Origin of the sequence: Lysinibacillus sp. NPDC093216 (assembly GCF_050280325.1) — a bacterium.
In the GTDB taxonomy this organism is placed as follows: Bacteria; Bacillota; Bacilli; order Bacillales_A; family Planococcaceae; genus Lysinibacillus.
Genome location: NZ_JBNNVB010000002.1, coordinates 334,833 through 357,824, shown reverse-complemented (window position 1 = coordinate 357,824; position 22,992 = coordinate 334,833). Strand labels below are relative to the sequence as shown.

At 35.4% G+C, this 22,992-nt stretch carries 26 protein-coding genes, 1 pseudogene and 1 riboswitch; of the genes and pseudogenes, 12 read left to right on the top strand and 15 right to left on the bottom strand.

Going from position 1 to position 22,992, the window contains the following annotated elements; genetic code table 11:
- Window positions 1–43 precede the first annotated feature (43 nt).
- A complete protein-coding gene (locus tag ACQKOG_RS04195; protein WP_370083412.1) occupies window positions 44–1,777 on the bottom strand; it encodes an ABC transporter ATP-binding protein in 1,734 nt (577 codons plus the stop codon).
- Window positions 1,774–3,516 carry an ABC transporter ATP-binding protein gene (locus ACQKOG_RS04190; protein ID WP_427445207.1) on the bottom strand — a complete coding sequence of 581 codons (1,743 nt, stop codon included), beginning with the start codon at window positions 3,514–3,516 and terminating at the stop codon, window positions 1,774–1,776. The genes ACQKOG_RS04195 and ACQKOG_RS04190 overlap by 4 nt, the downstream gene beginning before the upstream one ends.
- A gap of 565 nt (window positions 3,517–4,081) precedes the next feature.
- Between ACQKOG_RS04190 and ACQKOG_RS04185 the strand changes: the two genes are divergently transcribed.
- From ACQKOG_RS04185 to ACQKOG_RS04165, 5 genes are all read left to right on the top strand, one after another.
- Window positions 4,082–4,507 (top strand): VOC family protein, encoded by a 426-nt coding sequence (locus ACQKOG_RS04185; RefSeq protein WP_370083410.1) that lies wholly within the window; start codon window positions 4,082–4,084, stop codon window positions 4,505–4,507.
- Window positions 4,508–5,055: 548 nt separating this feature from the next.
- Window positions 5,056–5,418, top strand: a complete 363-nt coding sequence (gene crcB / locus ACQKOG_RS04180; protein WP_370083409.1) for a fluoride efflux transporter CrcB — start codon at window positions 5,056–5,058, stop codon at window positions 5,416–5,418.
- Complete coding sequence (gene crcB / locus ACQKOG_RS04175) at window positions 5,415–5,744, top strand: fluoride efflux transporter CrcB (protein ID WP_370083408.1); 330 nt, start codon at window positions 5,415–5,417, stop codon at window positions 5,742–5,744. Before crcB (ACQKOG_RS04180) ends, crcB (ACQKOG_RS04175) begins: the two co-directional genes overlap by 4 nt.
- 30 nt (window positions 5,745–5,774) lie before the next feature.
- Window positions 5,775–6,122, top strand: a complete 348-nt coding sequence (locus ACQKOG_RS04170; protein WP_427445199.1) for a hypothetical protein — start codon at window positions 5,775–5,777, stop codon at window positions 6,120–6,122.
- 238 nt (window positions 6,123–6,360) lie between these two features.
- A riboswitch (SAM riboswitch) is annotated at window positions 6,361–6,468 on the top strand.
- Between the two features lie 108 nt (window positions 6,469–6,576).
- A complete protein-coding gene (locus tag ACQKOG_RS04165) occupies window positions 6,577–7,857 on the top strand; it encodes a Na+/H+ antiporter NhaC family protein (protein WP_370083406.1) in 1,281 nt (426 codons plus the stop codon).
- Window positions 7,858–8,463: 606 nt separating this feature from the next.
- Here ACQKOG_RS04165 and ACQKOG_RS04160 read toward each other — a convergent pair.
- From ACQKOG_RS04160 to ACQKOG_RS04135, 6 genes are all read right to left on the bottom strand, one after another.
- Window positions 8,464–8,622 carry a DUF3951 domain-containing protein gene (locus ACQKOG_RS04160; protein WP_370083405.1) on the bottom strand — a complete coding sequence of 53 codons (159 nt, stop codon included), beginning with the start codon at window positions 8,620–8,622 and terminating at the stop codon, window positions 8,464–8,466.
- Window positions 8,623–8,978: 356 nt separating this feature from the next.
- Complete coding sequence (locus ACQKOG_RS04155; RefSeq protein ID WP_370083404.1) at window positions 8,979–9,524, bottom strand: DUF2812 domain-containing protein; 546 nt, start codon at window positions 9,522–9,524, stop codon at window positions 8,979–8,981.
- On the bottom strand, window positions 9,524–9,841 hold the full coding sequence (locus ACQKOG_RS04150) for a PadR family transcriptional regulator (protein ID WP_370083403.1): 318 nt from the start codon (window positions 9,839–9,841) through the stop codon (window positions 9,524–9,526). Before ACQKOG_RS04150 ends, ACQKOG_RS04155 begins: the two co-directional genes overlap by 1 nt.
- Window positions 9,842–9,979: 138 nt before the next feature.
- Entirely contained in the window at window positions 9,980–11,086 is a 1,107-nt protein-coding gene (locus ACQKOG_RS04145) for a PA2928 family protein (protein ID WP_370083402.1), read from the bottom strand.
- Between the two features lie 407 nt (window positions 11,087–11,493).
- A complete protein-coding gene (locus ACQKOG_RS04140; protein ID WP_402870464.1) occupies window positions 11,494–12,324 on the bottom strand; it encodes a CbrC family protein in 831 nt (276 codons plus the stop codon).
- A gap of 39 nt (window positions 12,325–12,363) precedes the next feature.
- Window positions 12,364–12,672: an antibiotic biosynthesis monooxygenase family protein gene (locus ACQKOG_RS04135; RefSeq protein WP_370083400.1), complete on the bottom strand. Its 309-nt coding sequence runs from the start codon at window positions 12,670–12,672 to the stop codon at window positions 12,364–12,366.
- A 91-nt stretch (window positions 12,673–12,763) separates the two neighbouring features.
- Between ACQKOG_RS04135 and ACQKOG_RS04130 the strand changes: the two genes are divergently transcribed.
- A complete protein-coding gene (locus tag ACQKOG_RS04130) occupies window positions 12,764–13,450 on the top strand; it encodes an ArsR/SmtB family transcription factor (RefSeq protein ID WP_370083399.1) in 687 nt (228 codons plus the stop codon).
- Window positions 13,451–13,486: 36 nt separating this feature from the next.
- On the opposite strand, the gene ACQKOG_RS04125 is transcribed toward ACQKOG_RS04130, so the two are convergent.
- The gene (locus tag ACQKOG_RS04125; RefSeq protein ID WP_370083398.1) at window positions 13,487–14,377 is read right to left on the bottom strand and encodes a DMT family transporter; all 891 of its coding nucleotides are present in this window, start codon (window positions 14,375–14,377) and stop codon (window positions 13,487–13,489) included.
- A gap of 163 nt (window positions 14,378–14,540) precedes the next feature.
- Here ACQKOG_RS04125 and ACQKOG_RS04120 point away from each other — a divergent pair, with 163 nt between their 5' ends.
- Both ACQKOG_RS04120 and ACQKOG_RS04115 read left to right on the top strand, forming a co-directional pair.
- Complete coding sequence (locus ACQKOG_RS04120; RefSeq protein ID WP_370083397.1) at window positions 14,541–15,212, top strand: response regulator transcription factor; 672 nt, start codon at window positions 14,541–14,543, stop codon at window positions 15,210–15,212.
- Complete coding sequence (locus ACQKOG_RS04115) at window positions 15,212–16,447, top strand: sensor histidine kinase (protein ID WP_370083396.1); 1,236 nt, start codon at window positions 15,212–15,214, stop codon at window positions 16,445–16,447. Before ACQKOG_RS04120 ends, ACQKOG_RS04115 begins: the two co-directional genes overlap by 1 nt.
- Window positions 16,448–16,503: 56 nt before the next feature.
- Here the strand turns inward: ACQKOG_RS04115 and ACQKOG_RS04110 are convergent, their stop codons facing one another.
- From ACQKOG_RS04110 to ACQKOG_RS04095, 4 genes are read right to left on the bottom strand one after another with little or no spacing between them, the layout of a single operon-like run.
- Window positions 16,504–17,055, bottom strand: a complete 552-nt coding sequence (locus ACQKOG_RS04110) for a ferric reductase-like transmembrane domain-containing protein (protein WP_370083395.1) — start codon at window positions 17,053–17,055, stop codon at window positions 16,504–16,506.
- Entirely contained in the window at window positions 17,056–17,955 is a 900-nt protein-coding gene (locus ACQKOG_RS04105; protein ID WP_370083394.1) for an FAD:protein FMN transferase, read from the bottom strand.
- Window positions 17,956–17,968: 13 nt separating this feature from the next.
- The gene (locus tag ACQKOG_RS04100) at window positions 17,969–18,211 is read right to left on the bottom strand and encodes a hypothetical protein (RefSeq protein WP_370083393.1); all 243 of its coding nucleotides are present in this window, start codon (window positions 18,209–18,211) and stop codon (window positions 17,969–17,971) included.
- Between the two features lie 12 nt (window positions 18,212–18,223).
- The gene (locus ACQKOG_RS04095) at window positions 18,224–18,874 is read right to left on the bottom strand and encodes a copper amine oxidase N-terminal domain-containing protein (protein ID WP_370083392.1); all 651 of its coding nucleotides are present in this window, start codon (window positions 18,872–18,874) and stop codon (window positions 18,224–18,226) included.
- Window positions 18,875–19,143: 269 nt separating this feature from the next.
- Here ACQKOG_RS04095 and ACQKOG_RS04090 point away from each other — a divergent pair, with 269 nt between their 5' ends.
- The 3 genes from ACQKOG_RS04090 to ACQKOG_RS04080 all read left to right on the top strand — a co-directional run bounded on the left by ACQKOG_RS04090 (window position 19,144) and on the right by ACQKOG_RS04080 (window position 20,610).
- Window positions 19,144–19,611 (top strand): LytTR family DNA-binding domain-containing protein, encoded by a 468-nt coding sequence (locus ACQKOG_RS04090; protein WP_402870451.1) that lies wholly within the window; start codon window positions 19,144–19,146, stop codon window positions 19,609–19,611.
- Between the two features lie 81 nt (window positions 19,612–19,692).
- A complete protein-coding gene (locus ACQKOG_RS04085; protein WP_402870449.1) occupies window positions 19,693–20,208 on the top strand; it encodes a hypothetical protein in 516 nt (171 codons plus the stop codon).
- A 15-nt stretch (window positions 20,209–20,223) separates the two neighbouring features.
- Window positions 20,224–20,610 (top strand): DUF3021 family protein, encoded by a 387-nt coding sequence (locus ACQKOG_RS04080; protein WP_370082613.1) that lies wholly within the window; start codon window positions 20,224–20,226, stop codon window positions 20,608–20,610.
- A gap of 110 nt (window positions 20,611–20,720) precedes the next feature.
- Here ACQKOG_RS04080 and ACQKOG_RS04075 read toward each other — a convergent pair whose 3' ends face one another.
- Window positions 20,721–21,740, bottom strand: a complete 1,020-nt coding sequence (locus ACQKOG_RS04075; RefSeq protein ID WP_370082611.1) for a DUF418 domain-containing protein — start codon at window positions 21,738–21,740, stop codon at window positions 20,721–20,723.
- 239 nt (window positions 21,741–21,979) lie between these two features.
- On the opposite strand from ACQKOG_RS04075, the pseudogene ACQKOG_RS04070 reads away from it, so the two are divergent.
- Window positions 21,980–22,096 (top strand): annotated as a pseudogene (locus ACQKOG_RS04070) (RNA-guided endonuclease TnpB family protein); the annotation flags it as partial.
- A gap of 109 nt (window positions 22,097–22,205) precedes the next feature.
- On the opposite strand, the gene fic reads toward ACQKOG_RS04070, so the two are convergent.
- Window positions 22,206–22,808 (bottom strand): protein adenylyltransferase Fic, encoded by a 603-nt coding sequence (fic, locus tag ACQKOG_RS04065; RefSeq protein WP_427445184.1) that lies wholly within the window; start codon window positions 22,806–22,808, stop codon window positions 22,206–22,208.
- Between the last annotated feature and the right edge of the window lie 184 nt (window positions 22,809–22,992).

Genomic DNA, 22,992 nt, shown 5'->3' with positions numbered 1-22,992 from the left:
ATAGAAAGCCCCACTTTTTTCATAGAGTGGGGCTTCATTTATTTTATTGCAATGAATTCGCCTGCATTTGATACATTTTTTCGTAAATGCCGCCCTGCGCTAATAACTCATCATGTGTGCCACGCTCAACAATCTTACCTCGATCTAAGACAAGAATACGATCTGCATTTTTAATAGTAGAAAGTCGGTGAGCGATAATGAATGTTGTACGTCCTTTTTTTAGTACATCCATCGCATGCTGAATAATCTCCTCTGTTTCCGTATCGATATTAGAAGTAGCCTCATCTAAAATTAAAATAGCCGGGTCAAAGGCAAGCGCACGCGCAAAGGAAATTAACTGACGCTGCCCAGACGATAGTGTGCTTCCCTTCTCAATAACAGGCTCATCATAGCCATTTGGCAAGTTCGCTAAAACACGTTCCCCGCCAACAGCTTTTAATGAGGTTTCTATTTTTTCACGTGAAATTTTAGGATTATTCAGGCTAACGTTCGAAGCAATAGTGCCTGTAAATAAGTATGGATCCTGTAGAACAATGCCCATATGTTCACGCATTGTTTGACGAGGAACCGAAGTGATATCAATTCCATCAATCGTAATTTTCCCTTTAGATGGGTCATAGAAACGGAACAATAAGTTCATAATAGAACTTTTCCCAGATCCTGTATGACCAACTAAGGCAATGGTTTCACCTTGGTGTGCTTCAAATGAAAGGTTTTTCAATACGTATTCATCATTTTTATAAGCAAAAGAAACATCTTCAAACACCACATTTCCTTTATATCGAGGTAAACTTTTTTCAGATACCGGCTCCCCGTTAATATCTAACACCTCAAAGACACGCTTTCCTGCTACAAGTGAGCGCTCAAGCTGAGAAAATTGATTGACGATATTCGTGATCGGATTAAATAATCTCGTTAAATAATCAACAAAGGCATATAATGTCCCCGCAGAAATAACTTCCGTTGCCGTAAATGACTGTGTACCAAAGTAGATAATAAAAATAGTAAACATCGTAAGTCTTAATGCATTAACAAGGTTAAAGGAAGTTGCCGAATCAAGGAAAAGCAGCTTGCGTTCATACGCATAATGCTCATTATTCATGTCATCAAATTCCTTCGTCATTTGCTGTTCACGGCGGAATGCTTGAATAATCGTCATCCCTTGAATCGATTCATTAATCATTGCGTTAATATCGGCTATTTTCGTTCTAATAACATCATTATATTTCGAAGCAACTTTACGGTATAAAATCATCCATAAATAAACGATTGGTACCATAGTCAACGCTAGGAATGCCATTTTCCAATTTAAAATGAAGAGTGCGATATAAACACCTACAATAGAAATTAAACTCGTAACGAAGTTTGAAAGTACTTGAACATATAAATTACGAACAGCCTCGGTATCATTCGTGACACGGGCTACAATTTTCCCTGCTGGTAAATTATCGAAGTATTGAATTGGCAATGTTTGAATATGCTCAAATACATCCTTACGTAATTTTTGTACAACACGGTTGGCACCCATTTGTAAATAGATATACATAAAATAGCGTAAAACAGCTGTAGCTATTGCTAAAAGTAAATAGACAACTAATAGCCAAGTAATTGGTTTTAATTCAATGTGGCCAATTGTCATGTAATTATCAATGATATGCTTCGCAATAAACGGCCCAACAAGCTCCGTAAAGACGGCGATTGTTAAGAAAAATAGTCCAAGTAGTATCGGTTTTTTAAAATACATTGCATAGCGTGTTAAACGTTGACTCGTACTCATGAGGCACCTCCTTCTAGCTGCTGACGGTCAAATTGCTCTTTATACCATCCTTGTTGTGAAAGAAGCTGCTCATGTGTTCCCTGCTCTACAATTTGACCTTCATCTAGCACGATAATTAAATCGGCGTGCTGAATTCCTGATAAACGATGCGTTGTAATAATCGTCGTTTTGTCTTGTCGTTCTCGCTGTATATTCTCAATAATTCTTGCCTCTGTTTTGGCGTCTACAGCAGAAAGCGAGTCATCAAGCATTAAAATTTCAGGGTCTTTAATAAGAGCACGCGCAATTGAAACACGTTGCTTTTGACCACCTGAAAGAGATACACCTTTTTCACCAACAAGTGTCTCAAGACCCATTGGTAAATTTTTTAAATCCTTTTCAAAGTATGCTGCACGAACCGCCTGCTGCAACTCAGACTGTGTAGCATCCTCTTTCCCAAATAAAATATTTTCACGAATAGTACGTGAGAATAGAACATGATCCTGTGGAACATAACCAATCCAGTCGAGTAACTGCTCCTTCGTTTGTGCAGTAATATCGACTCCATCAATCGATAGCTGTCCTTCGCCGATTGGATACTCGCGTAATAATTGTCGTAAGAAGGTCGTTTTACCCGCTCCTGTTTTACCAACAATTCCAAGTGTTTGCCCCTTTTTCAATGACAGCGAAATTTCCCGGAGATTTTTCACCTGACTCATTGGATATTGGAATGTTAAATCATCAAAGCCAATTGCACTTGGTGTCGAAATCATTCGTGGATTCGCAATATTCCGAACGTCCGCCTCATAGTTTAGCGTTTCTTGTACACGATCAAGAGAAGCGTTACCTTGTTGCATCACATTGATAAGTTCCCCAATTGCAAATATTGGCCAAACTGCTAGCCCCAAGTAAACATTGAACGTTACAAGCTGCCCAACTGTCATAGCCTCTGTTGCTACTAAATGAGCACCATAGCCAAGCGCTACAACATAACTAATCCCCGTACCGACCTTTGTAATCGGTCCAAATAAGGCGTTAATTTTTGCGGTATGCATATTTTTTTCATACACAATCTCGCTCATCTCTGCAAAATTTGTTTCGTCCTTTTTTTCTTGTACGTATGCCCGTACAACCCGCACACCTGCAACCGACTCTAGAACACTATCATTCAGCTCTCCAAAAACATCCTGCGCCTTCATATAGCGTTCGTGCACAATCTTCCCTAAATATTGAATAAGGATAGCCATGATCGGTACTGGCAGCATTGCAAAAAAAGTAAGCTTCCACGAAATCATAAAACCCATGGCAAAAATAATAAAGCCCATGTAGATTGTGGAATCAACCAATGTCATAATCCCGAAACCAGCGGTCAACGACACTGCGTTTAAATCATTCGTCGCACGTGCCATTAAATCCCCGGTGCGATTTTTTTCATAAAACGTCGGTGTCATGCGTAAAAAATGCTGCATAAGGTTTCGACGTAAAATTTTCTCTAAGTTAATAGCCCCTTCAAATAATCTGAATTGCCACACAAAATTAAGGGCATAACCCCCAATAATGATACACACGAAAATCAAAATATACTTCGTTAAAATAGCTGGTGTCATTTCTCCAGCAGTCAATATATCAATAATTGACCCTAGTAAATACGGTGGAACAACTTCTAAGCCACTCGCAATCATTAATAGCACGACAGCTATAGAATATTGCTTCCAATATTTCTTAAAAAACCAGCCTAATTTACTTAAAACATCAAACATACGTTATAACCTTCTTTCTCTAGTGCTGTTAAAGCTGTGCTACCCACTATCCAGAAATACCTTGATGAAAATCATTTTTTGTACTTTGTTTCGCATACACATGCACTCCTTTTTCATTGTCACTACAACCCTTTTTTGCAACAAAAAAGACACATACCCAAAAAAAGAGCATGTGTCTCTTCATAAAAGGTCAGGAGTTACCCATGCCCTTTATTTGCAACGCAAAATAAAAAAGTTAGAAGACATGGACAATGTATGCAGTTGTGCTTTGATATGATACTGGTAAAATTAACATCGTCATGCCCTCCTCTACTTAAGATTGTTATAGTGTTCTTGAAGATTATCACACTTTAGAAATATTTGTCAACCAACTAACTGTTATTTTTTACGTTTTTCAGGAAATAATTAACGCTTTAAAGCAATGAATTACTACAATTACAATCTTGGAACAAAGTAAACTAGGCACCTTAAATTTAGAATTTCAAACCTATAACTTTTTGTATTGACTTTAACGCAACGTAAGCCTTTATGGTTAGTTTGTATGAACCTAAAGGAGGAAATAAACATGAATGAATTTTATCAAATGCCCTTATTCGTAAAGCTAAAAGTAAGCAATATTGAAAAATCAAAGGAATGGTATGCAAACGTACTCAATTTCAATTCGGTATTTGATTTCCCAGATGCGAACGGAACAACTTCCATGACACATTTGAGAGGAGCCAAGTATCAAGATTTAATGTTATTAAAGGATGAAGAAGTCAGCACTTCTAACTCTGTCATTATTAATGTTTTCTCTAATAATATTCATAGTATTTATCTGGCTGCACTAGAAAATAAAACGAAAATCATTCAACAGCCGACAGTTCAACCATGGAATGCAAAAGAATTAACGATAGAAGATCCAGATGGTTATGTTTTTACAATAACTGAAAGTGTCGATTCCAATAAAGACTTCGATACTGTCATTGACAATGTTAATAATCAATCATAGTAATAAATTATGACATGATTGCAACAGCAGAAACAAGTTCATCTGTTACACTACTTGTGTGAAGCAGATGCTATATGTATACACGTGCGATGGCAGAGTGGCTAAAAGAATCAAGTTCCTTTTACGATGAAGGAAATAAAATCGGTAAGAAGTGTCCTTGATTCCTACAAATAGACAATACGATTGGCTGTGTTAACTAATTAACCTTTACTACTACTCCAACATTTACTATTATGGTTTGCCGCAGTTAAACGAAATAATAGAAACTGTCTTTATTTTCAAGAAGAGCGAAAGTCAACAATCTTCTATTTTTCAATTAAAACATGTTATTGAAACATCGCTGGAAGACCCTGTCGAACAAAGCTAGTTCGATAGGGTCCAAATCAATTTATCGGAACAATTTCAAGGTTTATCGCCCTAATTTTTAAATTTATCGCCTAACTTTTTTAATTTATCACCCAACTTTAATTTAACGCCTAACTATTATCTAAAATGGGTATCTCATGATACACTTTTTAATATAGACATTTTAATAAGGAGTCTTTACTTTGAAATCATTTTTAGCTGTTGGAATCGGCGGATTTTTGGGTGCCATCTGTCGATATAGCCTTGGTCTAGTACTTTCAAATAACGGTGGTTTTCCATTTGCGACACTTTGTATGAACTTAATTGGCTGCTTTTGTTTAGCATGGCTATTTACAACGTTTACAAAGCGAACACCTGTTATTATAGGAATTGGTACTGGCTTTTTTGGTGCTTTTACAACCTTTTCAACATTTTCTTTAGAAACGCTATTACTTTTGCAGGATAGTAAATGGCTACAAGCCGTTCTTTATATTTTTGTAAGTGTTTTTGGCGGTTTAGCTTGTGCATGGCTAGGATTTAAACTAGCAAAGGGGCGCTTCGTATGATAATGATTGGTATCGGTGGATTTTTGGGTGCACTAACAAGATTTTATCTAGGAAGATTGATTGTCCATACATACCCATGGGCAACATTTTTTATTAATATAACGGGTTCTTTTGCACTTGGCTTTCTATTTGCATTACATCCAAATGATTGGATTTGGCAGTTTATAGGGCTTGGTTTTTTAGGAGCATATACGACCTTTTCAACATTTGGTTTTGAATGTTTGCAACTCTTAGAGCAGAAAAAATGGAGGCAAGCGATTATTTATATATGCACTACAGTTTTATTCGGTTTACTTTTCGCGGCACTTGGCTTTGTCCTTGTGTAGCAGCATTTTTGAAATACTAGAGGTGATTTTTTGACACAGCCGTCCATTGAACAATTACAAGCGCTCGAAGCTGAAATTGAACAAACATTATATACTTTAATCGACTTAGAACTAGAAGAAAACTTTCCAGAAATGAATACTCGCTTTGCACAATTACTTGCAAAGGTTCAGGCTACTCAGTTAATTGATTATAAACTTGACGTCCTCGTTGATTCTCAAGGATTGGCAACAGAAACCTGCACTCTACTACAAAGTTTAATAGAAGCAAAGGCTAGACCACAAAAAAGACAACGCCTCCTAACACATCGTATGATTTTAAAAATATGGCTACGTAAAAATCAACGCTTTATGACGGAATTTTTACCACAAATGTTTTAGGTGAGGCGCCCCTCCAATTCTAAGGGCGCCTCCTTTTTCCCCCTTTCAGTTGTTAAATCAAGTTGTGCTGCGTAAAAACAGCGACACCAAAAATTCACGCTTTCCTATCCTCTAAACCTCTTACTTGTTCAATTTCCTTAATTAATATAGCTTTTAAACCAAGCTTGATTAAAAATATGTTGCAAAAATCGACTTTTTATTATAATATTTATTATTGTGAAAAAAATAATATATTTGCTTCTTATCAAGAGAGATGGAGGGACTGGCCCGATGAAATCTCGGCAGCGGAACTTATGATTTAAGTTACTGTGCCAAATCCAGCAGGCAAAGGCTTGATAGATAAGAGGAGTGTTTTATAGATATAAGGCCTCTTCTTGTTGTTACAAGAAGAGGCCTTTTTATCGTAAAAAGAATGGACAAAAGACGTGTCCAATTTTATTTTTTGGAGGTAGACATGAAGAAAGAGAATCCATGGGCGCTGATCCCATTTGTTGTTTTTTTAATTTTATTTATTGGTTCAGGGGTTATTACAGGTGATTTTTACGCCTTCCCTGTCATTGTAGCCATTTCTATTTCAGGCGCTGTGGCTTTGGCAATGAATCGAAAAGAATCGTTTGCGCAAAAGGTTGATATTTTTTGCAAAGGCGCAGGAAACTTAAATGTCATGCTGATGGTCATTATTTTTCTCTTGGCTGGTGCCTTTTCAGCGGTAGCAAAAGGCATGGGGGCAGTGGACTCCACTGTAAACTTTGCTTTATCGGTCGTTCCGCCAAACTTACTTGTCGTAGGCTTGTTCATCATCGCCTGCTTTATCTCCCTATCAATGGGTACATCGGTGGGAACGATTGTTGCACTGGCTCCAATTGGAGTTGGGATAAGCGAGCATATCGACCTTTCCATGGCTTTAGTAATGGCAGCGATTGTTGGCGGTTCGATGTTTGGCGATAATTTATCTTTTATTTCAGATACAACAATTACTGCCGTTCGTTCACAAGGTGCACAAATGAAGGATAAATTTAAGGTGAATTTTTGGATTGTGTTGCCGGCAGCTATTGTAACGAGCCTTATTTTAGGAGTTATCACAATGGGTGAAACTGCACAAGTGGAGCATTTAAGCTATAGTTGGGTAAAAATTGTTCCCTATGTTTTGGTTATTATTTTAGCGTTAGCTGGAATGAATGTTTTCCTTGTTCTGGCATCTGGGATTGTTCTTGCCGGGGCTGTTGGCTTAGCGGATGGCAGCTATCACTTAATGAGCCTTTTTCAAAAGATCGGCGAAGGAATGTCAGGCATGTATGAAATGGCATTCCTTGCGATATTAATAGCTGGAATGGTGGAGGTTATTAAGTTTAACGGAGGGATTGACTTTCTACTTCACCTTGCAACAAAAAGGATTAAATCGAAAAAAGGTGCTGAATTTGGCATTGCCGGCCTAGTGGGTTTAACAAATTTATCTACGGCCAATAATACGATTGCTATTTTAATTGCTGGTCCACTTGCAAAAAATATTGCTGAACAGTATGAGATTGAGCCGAGAAAATCCGCAAGTATATTAGATATTTTCTCCTGTACGATCCAAGGTCTACTGCCATACGGAGCCCAATTCCTGGCAGCCGCAAGCGTAGCCGGAATATCGCCAGTGAGCATGCTGCAATACTCTTTCTATCCAGTCCTTATAGGAATTTGCGGAACCATTGCTATCCTCATCGGATACCCGAAAGAAAAGAAAGCCTGAGCTTCATCACTTAAAAAAAAATATTGTTTTACCATTAAAATAATCCAATTGTTTTGAAAGAAATAATCAAAACGATTGGATTTTTTATTTGAGGCTATTCATTTTTTGTGATAGAGATAATACTTAAAAGTTACAATTACACTTTCTCATTAGTTATTTCGTAGCGTCTATATTTGAACATAAATCCAATTCCAAGAATAGGTCCAATCGCTAATATTGTAAAGATCCACTCCCATCCAATGATCCTCAGTATAATAGGGATTAGATTTATTGAAAATATAGTAAGTAAGAAACCAATACACATTTGAAAAGTAAGGGCTGTACCTACATAATCAACCTCGGCTATGTCTGAAACTAACCTTCCTAAAAACAAAATCATTCTTTGATCTATACGAAAAGGTTGGATTGTCATTTACACAAAATTATTGACTGTCCCTTGATTAAATAATACCAAATACAGGATAAAATTCCTTCGTAAATCTTATCATTGATAAAATAAAAATAATCTACTATTATTTCTTATTGAAATAATAGTAGATTCTCATATTTTATACTATTAGTTACATGAAGCCTGCAGCTTACTGTTTGATGTTTGTAACCACTCACTTAATTGTCATGTTTACCTCTACCATTCATGGCATCATCATATGGTGTATAGGTCATAGTAGGTACTTTCTTTTTCACAAAAACGCGATATATTGCCCGAACCAAAATGCTTGAAAAAATCAGACTTACAATAAGCGCAACACTATTCCCAATATTCATTCCATCCTATCCTTTCTCACTGAGTAGTTAGTTATAGTTTTCCTACTTTGCAAGTGTACTACTAATTAATGTAGGCAACTGTACTATTATATTGTCATCAAACATTGGACATGCCAAGATTGTAATATAATGATCTAAAACACCCCAATTATTTTCGAAATAATTAGATATCTATATTCTACATACTAATACTTCGGCACGAAGTCAAATTTTTCCTGTGGTTCAGTTTATCTTTTCTTCATAACACTACGCTTGGACCAAGCGGCTCATCGAAATCGCCTAGTTGAAACAGAAACCCACCCCCTCATTTTACCGAACATGAAAAAAACAGCTGATAAACTTCAGCTGTTCGTTCTTTATATATGCTTTGATTTTAATCGTAGGTTCTTCCACATATGATAGTATACTCCACCAGAAGTCATCACTGCTGGAACAGTAAAAATAAAGGAATATTCAAATCCTTGCTCTGCAACGTGTTGAATTGTCCCAGTGGTAAACATCATAAATATCCACAAAACCATCGTTATAGCAAGAGAAATAGATGCAGCTAGGTTTACAGGCTTTGCAAGACGCGCTAGTTTATCAATAGAAGACTCAGCGTCACTATATATGGGTGTAGTTTCTGGTGCTGCCTTAAAAATATGCATATCTGCACTAGAACAAACATGTGTCCAGCCACCGTAAGCAAATAGCTCAAAATACTCCTCTTCTTCATCCTTCGGTAATTTACGATAATCAATACTAAAAATGACGTCTTCTGGTTCACCTTTCTCTAGCCCATAGCCAGCACATCGAAATCTTTTTAAATGCCACCCATTTGCCGCTTTTTCACTTAATTCTTTCATATCGCGCTCCTCAAAAAAAGCTAAACCATATGATGCCATATATCTCTTATTTCGCACTATTTTTGCCCCCTTTGTAGTCCCTGCTCTGCCAACTGAATCATGACCTTTCTTCTTTCAATATCTTCGAGCAATATTTCTCGACCTTTATCCGTTAAGACATAGACCTTTCTCCGAGAATCCGAATCATCATGTAGCTGAATAAGTTGTTCAGATAATAGTTTTTTAATAATTGTATAAAGGGATGCTGGACCAACTACGAAAGTCCCCTTTGTTGTCTCCTCTATTAAACTCATGACAGCATAACCATGGCGAGGCTCCGTTAAGGCAGCCATAATATAAAAAACAGAATCTGTTAACTGCTCTAATGATTTCATTGTCTACACCTCCAATATATCACAAAATGATATACCATTAAATAATATATCATTTTGTGATATATAGAGCAACTCTATAAAAAACCCCCTCACAAGTCGTTACTTGGAGGGGATAAATAATTCTACGCTCTTTAATTTTCACTGAACTGGGCGATTCCAACGTAGCTGATATCTGAACATTTCTTTTTTCGTGTTCTTATCTAACAACAAAAACTCATCTCCTGCTTGAATCGCAAAGTAGTTCTCTAATGTACGAACACCCGGATTTTTTTGCTCAGCGTTAACAACACCTATATTTTCTTCCCAAATAATGCGATGGTTTTTCATGTCATATAATAATACGATACTGTCTGCACTTTCTCGCTTCGTTTGTCGATAAGATACAATAGCTGTTTGTTGTTGCAAATCAACATCTAATACGGCAGGATCTAAATTCTTGTATACTTGTATGGCAGGTTCAGCTAATACATTGCTGCTAAATTCTCGAACCTCTTCATAATCCTCCAACGGTTGATTGTGCGAAGCAAAATAACCTGGAATATCGGATTCTATGAAAAATTTTGTAGAAAGATATTTTTCAGCTTTGTTATCTTCAGCTAATTTCTTGCCATCGAAGCGATAAAAGTTCCCATCGACACCCTCTAAATAAAGATTATTCTCTAATAAAACTATATTGTGAGAACCTATATCTAAAACATCTATTAACTGTTTATGCTTTTCCGTAAATTCTTTTTCAGAGAGCTTTTCTTTCCCCGTTTTCATATCTAATAATGAAAGTTTCCCGTATTCACCGTCACGATGATGAACAAGAAGTCCCCCCATAAAATTGCCTATTAAAGTCTCTTTACTTGAAGAAGATTTCGTCCACTGTTTTTCACCTGTTTGCAAATTAATCGCAATAATTTGATGATGTGAAATAATTTGCGTAATGCCATTACCTGTACCGTTATTTTCAGATCCTTTAACCATTTGGACAGCAATTTTCTGTGCATTATCTGTATATATGGGTGATTCTGAATTGATAGGGAAGCTTCGACCAGCTAAACCAAAGGCAATCATCAAAAGATTCCCTAAAAAAGCGTACAGGATAAAAGTTATGACAAGAGCAAAATTAAATCGGCGTTTGAACAAAGCATACAATACTAATAAAAGCCCAACGCCAATGACAATGCCTAAAAAGATATCGTGGATAAACCAACCATTAAAACGCCATGAATCTATATAACGTTGAAAAAAATTGTCCAATTCTCCTCCCCCTCATCAGATCAATTTCGCCTCGGCGTAATTGCGTTAGGATTTTGAATTGTGCCCAGGCCTGCACGAGGGCCGACACGATGTCGGTCATTTCGGTAATACCACAGGACGTGGTGTTTTTACCGATGCAGGTCAGTTAGCCGTTTTAGCTGGATGCGAAGGTTTTAGGCTAACTTCCTTTATTCATTCCTTTAAAAAATCCGTAACATCCACCGGAGGCTTTAGGCCAATACGATGTTGGTCACTCAGTCGTTGCCACAGGACGTGGCGTTCTTAGACTGAGTTCCTCTATTTCAGTAGATGTTTGGACACCTTGAAAAGAAACCACATCCTCATTCATCTCACCACTTTAAGAGGTAGGAGTCTTCTACTGAATGAAGATATACTGTTTTTCACGTTTAACTAAAATCAGAATAAAGGACATAGCGACCACATTCTAAGCATCGAAATAAATACCCTTGATGATGCCCATTATTCATAAGTGATTCTGATAACTCTTCAATAGAAAAACCAGTATAATTTTCAAATTGTTCTGTAATGCCCAACTCCACTAACTCACTCCAGCCAACATAGCCAATAAATGCACAATAATCTGAGCAATGAGCCATCCAATTATTACCTTGCCAACTAATAAAACCAGGTGTTCTACACATTACTTCCTCAGTAAAACTGGAATTTATAACATTCTCATCATTTAGTAAGTCCTGCTGGAAAGAACCGTCGTATTTTTTAGCAGCTGCACCACTATGTATACATGTAGGACAGAGATAATCAACCTCTTCAACAGCATAAATACTTCCAGTATAATAAACATCTACTTCCTGTTCGCAGCAATCACAAGTTACATCTTCTTCCGCTTCAAAGATTTTAGATTTTAATGGGTCTGGCAAATACTTAAATTTAGGTATTATTGTTTTAATTATTTTATCCTCTCTAATTTTACAAGGATACAAAGGTTTCACACAATTCGGATTATCTATGTAATATTTTATTGATCCAAATTTTTTCTGATCTTTCTTGTTCCCTACATCCATAACTAAAGTGAAAATCTTATAGGCATCCGAATACATCCTAAGCATACAGTAGATGTCTGCGAGTATCCTAAAATTACCTTCAGTTTGCTCTTGAAGTTTCACTTTTTCCTTAAACTCATGCATTTGATTAATACTGGCTGGATCAGAAGGATTAAAATTTCTTCTTTGTTCATGCCATTCTTCTAAAATAGTCATATATTAAATTCTCCTAAATTTGGTTTTGACGTTTCCCGATTACATTGTAAAAGAATAATCTTTTATGACTGTACAAATTTCCACGTTATATTCCATGTACCATTTTTCTTTTCCGAATTGCTGTGCAACTAGATGTTTTGAATTTTCTTTCCATGCTTGGATGGCCTCTAGTGACTCCCAATAGGATACAGTAATTCCTTTCCCTTCAGCATCTCTAGCACTTTCTACACGAAGAAATCCAGGTTGCTTTTGTGCTAGTTCGTCCATCACTTCTGCCATCTTGGCATAGCCTTCCCCATCCTCATCTGTTCTTTGTGATGTAAAAATTACAGCATAATATGTTTCCATAGCTATTTACTCCCACCTTTTTATGTATTATTGTAAACGATAAATACTTTTATGAAAATCGAAATATGGAATGCAGAAAGGATTGTGACAAATGAGTATTAATCCAAATATGGCTGAAATTGCTTCTCTCCTTGGAGAAACTTCAAGAGCTACGATGCTAGCTAGTATGATGGATGGTCGTTTTCATACAGCAAGTGAATTAGCTTATATGGCTGCCATTAAACCCCAGACAGCTAGCTTTCATCTTGCAAAGTTAGTAGACGGTAAACTTGTGAAAGTAGAGAAACAAGGCCGTCATCGATATTTTCAATTAGCAGACGAAGAAATTGCTCATTTACTAGAATCCTTCCTAGCGATTTCTCCACCACCTGAAGTACGCTCATTAAAACAATCAAGCCAAATGAAATTACTACAAGGTGCAAGAACTTGCTATGACCATTTAGCTGGTAAACTAGGTGTTCAATTAACAGACTCTTTGGTTAACGCAGGCTATCTAAAACTAGAAGAAAAGCAGTTTCTCATAACAGCTGAAGGTGCACAATTTTTTATAGATTTCGGTCTTGATTTAGATGATTTAAAAAGAAAGCGTCGATCATTTTCCCATGCATGTTTGGATTGGAGTGAACGACGTTATCATCTAGCTGGTGCTCTTGGTCAAGGAATGCTTACACATTTTTTAAGTTTGGGTTGGGTGACTCGTGTCCCGTCTATTCGTGCCATTAAAGTGACTGAAAAAGGAAGGGCTGGCTTTAAAGACGTTTTTCAGTTAGATGTATAAACTAGCACAGGGCTCTGCCTACTTTCCGCGGACAGTCTATATTCGACTCCCCGCGGATATTTTTTTTGCGTTAGCCGTAAAGTTACGGTTCACCAAATAAATACCGACAATTATAAACAGCCCTCCTACGACTAGCGATGGTTTTAATGGTTCATTTAATAGTATCCAGCCTGTTATCACGCCGAAAAAAGGAGCTAAAAACAAAAAGGCACTCGTTTTTCCAGGATCACTATTTTGTAAAAGATAATACCAGCCGGCAAATTGAACAATTGACGAGAAAATGCTAAGCCATAATAAAATGGATACTGAATGAACATTCACAGTAAAAAATGGTTGTTCTAACACGAAACTTGCCATTAAAAGTAGTAAACCACCAAAAAGCATTTGATAGGCTGAAAGCACCCATGTATCAAATGATACTCCCCACTTTTTAGCTAGTAATGTCGCAATTGCCCAAAAAACAGCTGAAAGAAAACCAAAAAGAATGCCGATTTCACCTTCAATCTGTATACCCATTGTAATCGTAACACCAATTAACCCCAAGAAAACACCACACCATTGATACAATCGGTAACGTGCTTTCGTAAATATTGTAGCGAATATAACTACAAGCAAAGGATTCGTAAACGTTAGAATAGAAGATTCACTTGCTGTAATTGTCCGTAAGCTTAAAAAAATACAGCCCATTACACCCGCAGTTTGAAATGCTCCAATCGTTAAAATTTTCATCCAGCCTTCTTTTGAAGTAGGATGAGGTCTTTTTAACGCTAATACGACGACAGCCATCAAAATCCCTGCCAGTAGAAAGCGGAGTGCAGCCAATAACAGTGGAGATGCATAAGGCAATCCCAATTTAACAATGGCAAACGAAGATCCCATTAAAAAGGTCGTTAAAACTAACAATGCTGTAAATTTATAAATATTCATTATTTGTCCCCCTATTTCTATGTTTAAGAACATTATAGACAGGAAAAACTTCAACTCTTATCGAAGTATGGAATACAATAATGGAGGAAGGAACTTTTTTCAGTTTCATTTCATTTTTATATGCGTATACTTAGTTGAATATAGTATATAGGAGGAAGCTGCTTTGAAAATATTACTAGCAGAAGACGATGCACGGTTAAGAAGAAATATCGTTCATATTTTAAAGAAAGAATTTCATAATGTGACTGAAGCGGAGAATGGACAGGAAGCGCTAGACCATACGCTTACAGAACAATACGATCTTGTTATTTTAGATTGGATGATGCCGCACCTTAGTGGAATTCAAGTGTGCCAGCAGCTACGAAACACTGGATTCAATGGTAGTATTTTAATGCTAACAGCGAAGGACGACACAGAGGACATCATTAAAGGTCTTGATAGTGGCGCAGATGATTACATAGTAAAACCATTTAAAATAGAGGAACTGTTAGCAAGAGTTCGCGCATTACTACGAAGAAAAGATAAAGTGATAGAACAGGTCATCCAGATCGATCAATTACAGCTGAATGTAGATTCTCGTGTGTTTTTGTACAATAATGAAGTAGTTGATCTAACTAAAAATGAATTTTTACTTTTGGAGTATTTATTTATCAATAAAGGTCGTGTACTAACTAGAGAACAAATTTGTATTTATATTTGGGGCTACGATTACGATGTTTCGAATAATTCCTTAGATGCTTTAGTCAAGCTTGTTCGAAAAAAAATTGATGATGGTCAATCCAAATCACGTATTCAAAACGTTAGAGGGATTGGCTATAAACTGAGGGAAGACTAATGTTTCATAAAACGAAAAAAAAATTATCCTTTTTGTATGCAACGCTTTACTTATTGTTATTTTCACTATTCGTTATTGTTATATACTTTTCCCTCGTAAAATTAATGGAAAATCAACAAATAAACGAATTAGAAGACTTTTATGGTAAGCAAGAGCATGATTTCTTTGAACATGTTCATGCAGACACTAAAACTTTAAATTTTGACCCAAATCGCAGTTTTTTTTACTATATTTACACAAAAGATCATAAGTTTGTCCATGGTGATGAATCTTACAAGGGTCTGAAGAATCAGATTGAAAAAGCGTTTGGGAATGAAAATCCTGATGAGGAGCTCATACAACATTATGAATGGCAAGAAGAGCATTTTCTAATTTTGAAAAAGCCAATTTACAACGATGATACTGTAGCAGGCTATATTTTCGTTGGTAAATCTGTGACGTCACAGCATCACTTTTTCCAGATGACAAAGTATTTACTAATAGTATTAACTTGTATTTCTACGATCTTAATCGGTCTATTGGCCTATTATTTAGCTGGTAAAGCGATGGTCCCTATTCAATGGTCGTTCGATAAACAAAAAAAGTTCGTATCCGATGCTTCCCATGAATTACGAACACCATTAAGTATTTTTTATAGTTCACTTGAAATTTTAGAATTGGAAGAAGAAAAGCAATTAAGCCCTTTTGGGAAGGAATTAATTGTGGACTTAAAAGATGAGGCTGAAATAATGAAAGAGCTCATAGATAAACTGCTGTTCTTAGCAAGACACGATCAGCAGCAGGTTTCCATTCAAAAAGAAAGCATACCATTATCAACATTACTCCTAAAAGTGAGCACGAAATTTCAAAGGATTATGCCTCCTGACATACAGTTTTCTACTGAAATCCAAGAAAACATCGAGCTGCTTGGTGATGCTTCAAAGATACAAGAGCTGCTCTATATTCTTTTAGACAATGCGATAAGATATACAAATAGTGGAGCAATAACACTGACGCTTTTAAAAAATAGAGATTCTGTAAAAATTACTGTTGCTGATAGCGGCGTTGGTATGACTGAACAGGAATTACCTTTAGTGTTTGAGCGATTTTACCGAAGTGATGCTGCTCGTCAACGAAATGGTACTGGTTTAGGTCTTGCCATAGCAAAAGCAATAGTGGAGCAGCATGAGGGGGAAATTTATGCGACAAGTAAAGTCGATAAAGGCACTACATTTCATATTGAATTCCCAATATAAACATTATTCAACATAAAGGAAGCGGGGCTTTTTAAAACAGCCCCGCTTCCTCTTAATTATTGTTGTGACGTTGAAATATTTACTTTTTTCATGAACTGGCTTATTGTTCTTGCAACCAGCACTAACATGGTAATTCCCCCAGAAACTACATAAAACATAATAATCAACGTATTTTCTGTATCCGTTCCTATTAACACTCCATGAGCAAGTGATAATGCCCATGCTGGTAACACAAGAAAGTGTAGCTTTTTCCATAACGAGCGATTCATTGTTCGAATCCATAAATCCGATGTCATGACTACCATTAAAAATAAATAAAATGCTATTGTTCCAAGTGCCGATGGTAGAGACTGATATTTAGCGGAGAACGGAATTAAAATCCCCATTATACTATAAGGCTGATAATGATCGATTAAAAGCACTAACATATGCGCAATTACGGTAATTAATCCTAGCCATCCAGCATTTTGATGTATATGATAAATTAAGTTTTTATGGGATTTGACAAATGCTGCTTTTCTCAACAAACCAAATATAATGGAAATTGTAAAATAAAAATACGCTAAAAACCCTAATAATCGAATCCATTCCCACGTACTGATGATCATTTATTTCACCCCCGTCATTCTCCAGTTTGCTACTTGCCCTTCTTTAACAATGAAGCGGGCACTTTGTTGACAATTATTTTCGAACCATTGCTGCAATTCACCTTCATCCATAAGAAAGCATAGTTTGGCACCAACCTCTGCATCACATAATGAGGACGTTACGACTGAAGCTTGTAAGACTTCTGTATTAGCTATTTCACCTGTTTGTCCGTTTAATAAATGATGTTTCTTCATGGATCCTTGCATCCAGCTTCGATACACTCGATTGGATGTAGCGATAGCACCTGTTTTCATTTTGATGGAGCTAATTTCCTTGTCGATATCCCAGGCATCTGCAACACCAATTGTCCAAGTTTTTTCCCCAGAAGACCACATTTTCATATCCCCTCCCCCATCTATTAGTCCGAAATCGGGAGATATCTCTTGCTCAAGCCACTTCGCCAATATTTCAATGGCATACCCTTTGGCAAATCCACCTAAATCAATTTCCTGCTGAGCTACCTTCATGACTTGCTCATCGCCTAGAAATTGAAATGGTTGATTAGCAATAAGAGGTTTGTTCTGAAATACCTTGCTTTTAGCTGAATCAAATGGGAAAGATTGATTGTAGCCATGCTGTTCTAATTGGCGTTTAAGATACGGTGAAAATAAACCGTTAGAAAGTTGATAATATTGATTTGCTTGCATTAAACAATCATACAGTAACGAATTAATGCGTAGCGTTTCTCCAATTTTCAAATCATTTAGTTGTGATAATTCATTATTCGCTTGAAATCTTGACCATTCTTTTGCTACGTATTGAAGCCATTTCTCCGCTTTATCTTTCCATACGAAATAAACACCTTTTGGCATAGCTATATAAAATTCAGTATTCATTATTTGCAAAGTTAGTGTATCCACACGACCAACTCCATTAAGTTCTTTTCGTTTTGCGCTCGCTTTTAACAGCAGGCTGACTTGTCATTTCAAAGTTTGTCCAATCCAGCTGAGCTAGTTCTTTTTCTTTTTCCGTCATATTTTTCTGATCTACTTCCTGAATATTTTTTGTACGTGTAGTTTCGGCTTCTGTTGGATTGTTAATTTGGGTTAGTATCGCTGCAGATAAAAGTATCCCTGACGCCCCTAATACCCATTTTGCCTTTTTCGGATCTTTCATAGTGCTTCCCCCCTAATTCGTAATTGGTTGGCAGACAAATGTTTGATTATTTTCTTGCCACTCTGCTATATAGCCTAAGCCATTCGTTATTGTACTAATCGGTACATATAATTCTTCATTCATGTAAAATACTTGTGCAGGAGATGGTGTTTTCACATTGTTATCATAAACAACGTTAGTTCCTGCTCGGTAAATTAATTCATTTGCTCCATTTCGGACGTCTAAAATTTTACTTTCTTTGTAAAATGTCGCTTTTGCTCCTAGGGCCTGTGCTACTGCTTTACCCGGTACAAAAAATTCACCGTCTTTTGGTACAATAAAAAAGCTTAGCTCCTTATTTGTCCCTTCTACCTTTAACGTGACTTTTTGAGAGTTTATAAAAGGTAGCACTTCTTTATCTGCAGCAACTGTTCGTGTCCAAATATTCCAAGTACCTTTCGCACTTACTGCGTCTTGAAAATAATAAGTTTCCCCTTCTTCTTCATCGTCATAGTAATATTTCTTATCGTCATCATCATCGTCGTCTTTATAGTCCTTATATTCTTTATACTTTTCATGTTTTTTATCTTTATGTTCGTGATCATCTGCATGTACGACTACGTCATTTGTTATAAAACCTGTCAATATAAGAACTACAACAAGACTAATTTTTTTCATTTTCATCTACACTACTCCTTTCCTTTGACTTCATTGTAGGTTTTAAAAATGATATAAGACTGAATTTTTCAAACAAATTTTTACATACAATAAAAAGCCATTTCTACGGACAGATTCCTCTGCTTAGAAATAGCTTAGTTCATAAATCTATGATTCTTTTGTATATCTTGGTAAAAACTATCCTACAATTATAAAAATCAGCGTAACATTTGATATACTCTTTACATTCACTTTAAATTACTAACAACCAATTTTGAAAGGAAAATATGTCTTAAATGAAGGTTAACATTAAAATTATAGAAAAACTTAAAGAAGAATCATGTACATTTAACATTCACAAAGTAACGTCTTTTATTCAAGATATCGTATCAACTCTTGAAAAAAGCTCCGACAACTATTTACTAGCAAAGTCTACATCCAAAAACGAACAAGAAAAAATTCCTTATTCCAATATATTTTATTTAGAATATCTTGAACGAAAAATATTCATTTATACAAATGATACTATTTTTGAAACAAAAAGCCCTTTATATAAATTGGAGCATGATCTTCCCAATAACTTCATCAGAATCTCAAAAACGATCCTGATCAATATTCATTTTTTAAATAAATTTTCGGTTAAACCTAACGGTAATCTTGAAGCAATTCTATCGAATGAAGAGAAAGTAATTGTGTCAAGAAAATATGTATCTTCTTTGAAAAAGACACTAACAAGATATTCCAAAAGCCCACTTATGTATTGATTTTCACCACATATGTTTAGACGTATTTCTTTATTCCCTCTTTGATGCCATTATGAATAACATCAAAGGAGGCAATAAAGAATGTATAACATCATTAGAGAAGTAGTTTTAAGAACGCCATTGTCAGTATGGATATTATTAATTATTTTAACAAAAAGAGGTATCGCTATTTCCCAGGAAAGGCCAATCAATTTATCTAAAATGTTTTTAGTTCCTTTCATATTTATGATATGGGGATTTGAAAAAATGATCTCTCAATTTTCTCACTTAGAAATTTGTTTGATTAGCTATTTCTTTTTCATATTTCCTGGGACTTTAATTGGTTATTTGTTGTACAAAAAATATCAAATGTTCCTCAAACAGGAATCAGTAATCATCAGAAAGAAGTGCTATCTTCCATTAATCATTATTCTAATAAATTTTTTAGTGAAGTATCTCTTAAATGTAACTTTAGGCATCTCGCCATCATTTTATAATGACCTTTCATTTAATATCATTTATTCTGCCATAAATGGACTATCTATCGGACTTTTCTTCGGAGGAATTCTTTATACATATTATGTACAAAAAGAATTAAACAAGCCTATCTTATTTTGAGAGGAAGACATTTCGTTGCAATTAAAAAACAGACTATTTTCAGGTTTAGGCACTGGTGCATTTATTTATATGATGGTTTTACTATCGAGAAAAAATATCATTTCTTCAGAAGCTGAGATTATTAGTGTATTCATAATCTCAGCTTGCGCAGGTATTTTTACAATCATTTTTGACATTGAAAAAATGAACTATTTGTTTGCTTTAGTCATTCATTTTATCATGATGTTTCTAGTAGTCTTTTCTATATCTTTATATAACAAGTGGTCAGATCATTTTCTAAGCGTAGATTTCCTTGGTGGTTTTTTATTACTCTATTTGTTTGCTTGGATCATAACACTGATTAAGACTAAAAAAGAGGCGAATGAACTCAATTCCTTACTAAAACAGATAAGAAATTTTTAAAGGGATGCATTGGGTCACATTTAGTCTAGTGACCCCTTAATGCCCTATCACGCAAACGAATATAAACTTAAACTTTGTTTTTTCAGCATATTTTACGGTAATTAGGTAAATCAAGCTTCATTAAAACTCTCTTTAATGATTTTTTTCTTATTCGGAACTTTCGCCCAATAAGTAAAGTATCGTAATAACAATTCAACTGGCCCCATTTTAAAATACTTTAACCATACTATACTAAAAGTAATTAAAATAGCGTGGATTAAGAAACACACTATTAATGAATGAATAGGTGTCATACCAATTAGGAAGCTAAATACAATTAGTAAGGCACTTTGCGCAAGATAATTTGTTAAAGACATTTGTCCATAAAATTTTAATGGAGATAATATCATTTTTGCTCTATCCCATTGTAAAATAATAAGGAAACTGCTCATCATCATAAAAGGAACAATATAATCTTCTAGCATTTCTGTTCCTGCAGGAGTAATGTCAATTGACAGCTTTATATAAAATAAAGATACATAAGTACAAATATTAACTATAAAAAAAACCGAAATATACCTTAATCTCCCATGCATATTTTCAAAAAAATTAAATTGCCCCATCGTAAAACCTAGCATCATCGGTGCAAACCATTTACTTATGTTGGATAGTAAATCTAGCCATACTATTCTCTCACCATAATACGGTTGATAAAAAGCTGTAACAATAGATAAGGCTATTAGTGAAATCGTTATTATTAAGTTGTTCCATTTACTTCTTTTAAAAAATATTGCCATAAACAGGCCAAGTACTGCATACACCATTAATACATCGGTAATCCCTGGCGGTGCATATAATGTATGAATCAGTCCTAGTACAAATAAAAAACCGATTCTGCGGAAATACAAAAGGTATCTATTGTTTATTTTTTGTTTGGATCGATTCATAAAAAGATAACACCCAAATCCAAATAAGAAGAATAAAATAGGGTAAAATTCCCTGTTGAATATAGAATATAATACTCCGTGTAATTCATTATAGTTGGACGAATCCATAACCTGAAAGCTATTCACAAGAAGTACCCCCAGCAAGGCAAACCCTCGTAAGTAATCCATAGTGTCTATTCTTTCATACGTATTTAATTTATTCATTCAGAATCTCCTAATAGAAAACTATATTTTTTAGCATTAATACATAAAAAAGCTACTGTTTTTTTCATTTTGCCAGCTCCTTATTTTTGATACTTTAAACATAAACGTTATTTTTTGATAAATGAATGACTGTTCCCTTACAATATGACTTTTAATCTTACTAAATTGTAAAACTTGATTTTCCAAACGGGAAAGCCTACTCCTTCAGGTGTGGGATGTGAGTGAGGTCGGATACGGTTAAAAGTGTGTTTAAGAAAGTGAAGAAAAATAAATACAAGGTTGTTCCTGTGTTAAAGAAGCCAGTGTCTTTTCGGAATAACCAAAACTATTCTTTTGATTTCGCGCACATTTCAATCAAAGATACCTAACATCTTAGTTTTAATCATAAATAAAAGGAGCTATTTAGTTAGCTCCTTTTTTGCCCCTATTAAAAAGTAAAAAAGGACTGAATTTCAGCCCTTTCTATTATAAATCTTCTATATCATATTCAGTATATCCCTCATAATAGTAGCTAATATCAATACCCATCATGAAAACTTCACGGCTATTAATTTCATCTAATAATGCTTGTTGGAGCAATTGCTTAATTTCAACGTCTCTAATCGGACTACGTTCCATCGCCAACAAGTAATCTTCCTTATCAATCTTATTCCATTCAACAACCCTTTGAAGTTCTTTTTTAAAGATTAAATCTAGCCAAATTCTAGTAGCTCTACCGTTCCCCTCTCTGAAAGGGTGAGCGATATTCATTTCAACATACTTTTCAACAATTTCATCAAAAGTTGTTTGTGGCATCGTATCGATATGCTCTAAAGATGCTCTAAGATACATGATTGGAGCAAATCGGAAATTCCCTTTTGCTATATTGACCTCTCGAACCTTTCCAGCAAAGTAATAAATATCCTCAAATAGATAGCGATGAATTTCAGAAAGACCCTTGAAAGTGCCTACTTCTAAGCTATTTATTTTCCCTGAATCGTATAACTCTTTAGCTTTCTTCTTTGAAAGCCGTTCTTCTGTTCGATTCAAATCAAGTTGATTTGTGATACCTAATTTATTTTCAAGCATCGTCATACTCCCCTTAATTCTTTTTTAATTTTCGCACTTTCTAGAAAGTATAAGCAAATTATGACTGCCTACAATATTGCAGCCATAAGAGATATTTCTTTGTATGATTGTTTTTGATTATAGCATAAATAGCATAGATACCAGCTATAGCACTAAAAACGAAAATAACCCATGAGATTATTGT